The sequence below is a fragment of the Pseudomonadales bacterium genome, from assembly GCA_013215025.1.
Lineage (GTDB): Bacteria > Pseudomonadota > Gammaproteobacteria > Pseudomonadales > DT-91 > DT-91.
Genome location: JABSRR010000180.1, coordinates 1 through 5,566, shown reverse-complemented (window position 1 = coordinate 5,566; position 5,566 = coordinate 1). Strand labels below are relative to the sequence as shown.

6 protein-coding genes are annotated in these 5,566 nt (G+C 44.4%); 2 read left to right on the top strand and 4 right to left on the bottom strand.

The window, feature by feature from the left end; genetic code table 11:
- Positions 1-33 precede the first annotated feature (33 nt).
- From HRU21_11205 to HRU21_11190, 4 genes are all read right to left on the bottom strand, one after another.
- A complete protein-coding gene (locus tag HRU21_11205) occupies positions 34-543 on the bottom strand; it encodes a regulatory protein RecX (protein ID NRA42855.1) in 510 nt (169 codons plus the stop codon).
- A 155-nt stretch (positions 544-698) separates the two neighbouring features.
- Positions 699-1,733, bottom strand: coding sequence for a recombinase RecA (gene recA / locus HRU21_11200; protein ID NRA42854.1), 1,035 nt, complete (start codon positions 1,731-1,733; stop codon positions 699-701).
- Positions 1,734-1,965: 232 nt separating this feature from the next.
- Complete coding sequence (locus HRU21_11195; GenBank protein ID NRA42853.1) at positions 1,966-2,742, bottom strand: MBL fold metallo-hydrolase; 777 nt, start codon at positions 2,740-2,742, stop codon at positions 1,966-1,968.
- Positions 2,743-3,175: 433 nt separating this feature from the next.
- Positions 3,176-4,366, bottom strand: coding sequence for a trans-2-enoyl-CoA reductase family protein (locus HRU21_11190; GenBank protein NRA42852.1), 1,191 nt, complete (start codon positions 4,364-4,366; stop codon positions 3,176-3,178).
- A 102-nt stretch (positions 4,367-4,468) separates the two neighbouring features.
- On the opposite strand from HRU21_11190, the gene HRU21_11185 reads away from it, so the two are divergent.
- Both HRU21_11185 and HRU21_11180 read left to right on the top strand, forming a co-directional pair.
- Entirely contained in the window at positions 4,469-5,056 is a 588-nt protein-coding gene (locus HRU21_11185; GenBank protein NRA42851.1) for a tRNA-(ms[2]io[6]A)-hydroxylase, read from the top strand.
- A 14-nt stretch (positions 5,057-5,070) separates the two neighbouring features.
- On the top strand, positions 5,071-5,566 hold a 496-nt coding region (locus tag HRU21_11180; GenBank protein ID NRA42850.1), incomplete at its 3' end, for a hypothetical protein.

Below are 5,566 nucleotides of genomic sequence, written 5' to 3'. Positions count from 1 at the left end.
ATGGCTTATAGACGTTCTAATTCACAATCTCATTTATTCGCCTGTAAGAAAGTCATCAACAGCTCGTTTACAAGTGCTGCCATCAAAACCTTGATAGTGTAATTTTTGTAGTAATTTGTTTCGATAACGATTCAATTGCTGATAATCAGATTCCGAATCATCTTTGCTGTAAGAGATGGTAAATTTTTTACTGAGCAAATCATGGGCGATAGATTGCCAGTCAATATTAAGCGCATCAAGCTGCTCGCTGACAAGCGCTGAGTTTATGCCCTTTTGTGCAAGTTCACTGCGAATGCGATTCGCACCGCGATATTTTCGCAGCGCATCACGAATAAAAAGCTCAGCAAAGCGTTGATCAGAAATAAATTGCTTTTCTTGAAGGTACTCAAGTAACGCAGAGATGGTCTGTTCGTTATAATGTTTGTTGACTAACTTTTGCTTGAGCATCAAGACGCTGTACTCTCGCTTTGCCAGTAAACCGAGCGCATATCGAAGTGCGCTTTGATCGAACGTTGCTTCGGGCGGTGATGATATATTATTCATATCATATTCACCCAAAAAACCTGAACTGGGCATACCAAGAGTACGTTGAAGTAACTTGAGCAAGACTTAACGTCATCTTAACAATACCCAGACGCGTTTACCGTAGACATTAACGGCAGCACATTTCACGATAGACAATAGACTATTGCGTCAAATTAGGCTTCTTCAGCCACTTCTGAATCTTCACTTTCCTCAGGTGCGGCTGCAACCAACAGTTTAGAACGAATAGCCATCTCGATTTCAGTCGCTATCTCAGGGTTTTCTGCCAGGAATTTACCCGAATTAGCTTTACCCTGACCAATCTTATCCCCTTTATAGCTATACCAGGCACCAGCTTTATCAACAAAACCATGCTTAACACCTAAATCAATTATTTCGCCAAAGCGGTCTATGCCCTTACCAAACAGAATAGTAAATTCTGCCTGCTTAAATGGCGGCGCCACTTTATTCTTAACCACCTTAACCCGTGTTTCATTACCGGTAATCTCATCACCATCTTTGGTTGAACCAATACGACGTATATCCAAACGCACAGAGGAATAGAACTTCAAAGCATTACCGCCGGTGGTTGTCTCAGGGTTACCAAACATAACGCCGATCTTCAAACGAATTTGGTTAATGAAAATACAGAGGCAGTTGGCTTGTTTAATACTACCGGTAAGCTTTCGCATAGCCTGAGAAAGCAAGCGCGCCTGAACGCCCATCGAGCTATCGCCCATCTCACCTTCGATTTCTGACTTTGGCACTAACGCTGCCACAGAGTCGATAATAACCACATCTACTGCACCCGATCGCACCAACGTGTCAGTAATTTCAAGCGCTTGTTCACCATTATCAGGCTGCGACACAATTAATTCGCCAACGTTCACGCCTAGTTTTTCTGCATAGGTTGGGTCAAGCGCGTGCTCAGCATCAATAAAGGCACAGGTTTTGCCCTGCTTTTGCGCCTCAGCAATAACGCTCAAGGTCATCGTGGTTTTACCCGATGATTCAGGGCCATAAATTTCACAGATGCGGCCATACGGCAAGCCGCCTACACCTAATGCAATATCTAAGGCAAGAGAACCCGTTGATACCGTATCAACCTGCATTTGCGTACCTTCGCCGAGCTTCATGATAGAGCCCTTACCAAATTGACGTTCAATTTGACTCATTGCAGCTTGTAAGACTTTTTCTTTATCGGGTGACATGGCCATGGAAATCTCCTTAATTCAGCCAGCGAGTTCAAGGTTATATGCGCTGACGATATTATGTTTGTAAAAAATAACTGTATGCTTGAACAGTATTATTATGCTTTCACAGCAATTTTCAAGTAAATACTGTAAAAAAATACAGTATTTTTACTCACAGCCTGTCTTATTCAAGCTAATAGCTAAAGAAACGGGCTTGTTAACAACGCTGCTTTACTCATTCAGCTATGCATTACGCGATGAGCTGCCACAGTGATTGCTCATTCTCTTGATACTGTTTAACCCGTCCTTCTGTCTCTAATTTGATCAAATGTGCCAGTAATGAGCATTCAGCTACGGCGTGTAAGCTCTGATCAACATCGTCATAAACGGATGAAACCAGTGTTGATGTTGTAACTGCCGGTAGACCCTGTAAACAATCTAATACTTTCGTTTCTCGGGTCAATCTATGCGTGATCAAGTGATCAATTTCATCCAGCGGCTGGGTGATCATTTCACCATGCCCGGGCGCCAGCTGCTGAATGGGATAATTCAACAAATTTTGAAGTGAGGCAATATAGGCTTTCATGTTTCCGTGCGGCGGTATGATCACCACCGTAGAACCCTGCATAATATGATCGCCTGTAATCATAATCTCGCTGGGCATAACAAAGTAACACACATGATTATCGACATGCCCAGGCGTGTGCACCGCTTGCAACATAGATTGGCCGGCCAAGTTGAACACTTGGTTATGCTGCACATGTGCTTCAGGTACACAGGTCTTATCTTGGAACGGGTCATCGACCGGCGCTAAACCAATCAACTCAGCCTGCGTTTTGTCTCGAATAGCTTGATGCGCGGGTGAATGGTCTGGGTGCATATGTGTGACAAATATTTTGCTAATCGTTTTGCCCGCGCAAGCCTTGAAGATATTCGCAATATGCGCCGCCTCAGCAGGACCTGGGTCTATCACCCAAGCTTCATCCGCAGCATGAACGATATAGGTATTCGTGCCGCTGCCCGTCATCACCCCTGGGTTATTGCATCGAACCCGAATAAGGTGATCATTGATAACTACAATCGCTGACATAATGAATTTTTGTAGTGCCCTAACCTTGTGCCATATTACAGTGTTTTATTTTAGCGTCTTATTTTACTGCCAATGTTTGATAATGATACGTCGACAATCAAATCAAATATTAGTGTCGAGTGCCTGCAAACCGCTTTGTAAAACTGAATGCTATGCGATTGTTTGCCGCAGCAGCCTCGAACTCTGAGTTGATACGTTTATAACACAGCAATCTTATGAAAGCATTTGCTCTGTTTCAGCATCATTGCTTTATCTGAATACAAACAAGCCAAGCAAAAGCTTGGCTTGTTCATAAACCTTGAACACAGTCTTGGCTTGACTAGATTGGACTAGAGCAAGCTATGCTAAAACTAGCTCATAAGTCTCAGCATTAATCGACTAAGCCAGCAATAGCCAGCTCAGGCTCAACCTCAGCGTCATAGTCTACGGCATCAAAGCCGAAGCCGAATAACTTCAAGAAATCTTCTTTGTAGCCGGCAAAATCCGTCAATTCATCAATATTTTCAGTCGTTACCTGAGGCCATAATGCCTCTACTTGCTGCTGAATTGAACGCTCAAGCTCTTTACCATCCATACGATAGCGATTATCGCCGTCTACCGCAGCGTCTGCATTAACAATACAGTCGGTAAACAAACCATAAATTTGTTCTATACAGCCTTCGTGCACACCATCGGCTTTCATCACTTTAAACAGCAACGCCAAATATAATGGCATAATTGGAATCGCCGATGAGGCTTGCGTAACCAAGGCTTTAAGCACCGATACATGAGCCGAACCACCAATACTCTCTAAGGATGCAGAAATTTGTTTAACTCTTTCATCTAAATCTTTTTTCGCCGCACCAATGGTACCGTCCCAGTAGATGTCATGGGTAATTTTATCACCCAAGTAGGTATAGGCTGTGGTCTGACAACCGTCAGCTAACACGCCCTCGGCTTGCATCGCATCTATCCACATCTGCCAATCTTCACCGCCCATCACAGCAACCGTATTGTCAATTTCTTCCTGGCTGGCGGCGTCTAGCGTCACTTGTTTGACTTCTGATTTATCCGTATTCAAGGTTGTCGCTGTTACTGACTTACCAATAGGCTTTAAGGTGGAACGATGCAAAACGCCTGTTTCTGGGTGCTGTCGCATCGGAGCCGCCAAAGAGTAAACGACCAAGTCAACTTGACCAAGGTCGGCTTTGATTTGAGCGATCACGCTTTGTTTTAATTCTTTTGAAAAAGCATCACCATTGAAGCTGGTGTTATATAGGCCAGCTTCTGTTGCCAACTTACTGAATGCCGCCGCATTATAATAACCTGCAGAACCAGGCTTTCTTTCTGTGCCTGGCTTCTCAAAAAACACGCCGATAGTTTTTGCGCCACTGCCGAATGCAGCAGTAATACGAGAGGCTAAACCATAGCCCGTGGATGCACCTATCACCAATACACGCTTTGGCCCCTCAAACTCACCTTGTGCTTTGACATAGGCGATTTGCTCTTTAACACTGGCCTCACAGCCAGCCGGGTGTGCAGTGGTGCACATAAAGCCACGAACTTTCGGTTTGATGATCATAATAAAACTTACCTTAATATTGTTTGATACTTCCCACAGAAATAGCCGGCCATTATAATCGCATCAAAATTATTTTTCAGCTTTTAAACAACGAGCTTAACGATGTCATCAGATTTTGAATCACCCCTGCTTTTCGACACCCCCAGCGCATGGGTAGATGCGGTTTTAGCCGACTTTGACAGTTTTCTTTTAGACCATGCAGCTGCTGAGAAGAAAGCCTCCGGCATGGCGATTTCAATGATTTCTCATTATCCCGACCGCCAATCATTGGTTACTGAAATGGCCGATCTTGCAGTGGAAGAATTATGTCATTATAAAGAGGTAATTAAGCTGATTCATGAACGCGGCGGGCAGTTGGCAGCCGATCAAAAAGATCACTATGTATTAAGCTTTCGTGAGCATATTCGTAATGGCAAATCCATGTACTTCCTAGATAGGCTGATTGTCGCTGGCATCATTGAAGCAAGAGGCGCTGAGCGTTTTCAGTTGATTGCCGATGCATTGCCTGCTGGACGGGTGAAAAATATGTATAAGGCGATCGCCAACTCTGAAAAACGGCATTATCGGCTATTTATCGAGCTAGCCAGTGAATACTTTGATCCAGCCGAGGTGCTGGCCAGAGCTGATGAACTGCTCGCCATTGAGGCTGAGATTGTGCAGAAGCTGCCTATTCAAGCAAAACTGCACTAAGTTTCGCATCAGGCATGCACCGCTACTTTCAACAGTACGCAGAAGCAGAATGCCATCAGCTGCGCAGCTGGGCCGATAGCCTAGCTGAAAACTGTTACCAATTTGCCGTCTGTATACCTGCCTATAATGAAAGCACAAAATTTATCGACAGTTTGGCAGCCGCAGCTTTAGCCAGCAAGGCAAAACAGCTGCTCATCCTTGTCATCAATCGGCCTTCCTCAGTCACACATTGTGAAAAAAACCAAGCGATGCTGCAGTTTTTTTGCGGCTTTGCGCATCAAGCTATCTCACATCAGATGCAGCATGTAATATGTAACGCCTGCCTCGATGTGCTGTTAATTGATTGCGAAAGCGATAATCCACTGCCGCCCAAGAACGGGGTCGGCTTAGCCAGAAAAATCGCCGCTGATTGCGCCAGCTGGCTGTTAGAAAACCACATCATTGCTCAGCCTTATTTTTTTTCTTCTGATGCTGACGTCTGCTTTCCGATTAACTACTTTAGTGCTGCAA

Coding starts and splice junctions, on each gene's coding strand:
- HRU21_11205 (NRA42855.1), bottom strand. CDS start 543: ATGAATAATATATCATCACCGCCCGAAGCAACGTTCGATCAAAGCGCA.
- recA (NRA42854.1), bottom strand. CDS start 1,733: ATGTCACCCGATAAAGAAAAAGTCTTACAAGCTGCAATGAGTCAAATT.
- HRU21_11195 (NRA42853.1), bottom strand. CDS start 2,742: ATGACGGGCAGCGGCACGAATACCTATATCGTTCATGCTGCGGATGAA.
- HRU21_11190 (NRA42852.1), bottom strand. CDS start 4,366: ATGATCATCAAACCGAAAGTTCGTGGCTTTATGTGCACCACTGCACAC.
- HRU21_11185 (NRA42851.1), top strand. CDS start 4,469: ATGTCATCAGATTTTGAATCACCCCTGCTTTTCGACACCCCCAGCGCA.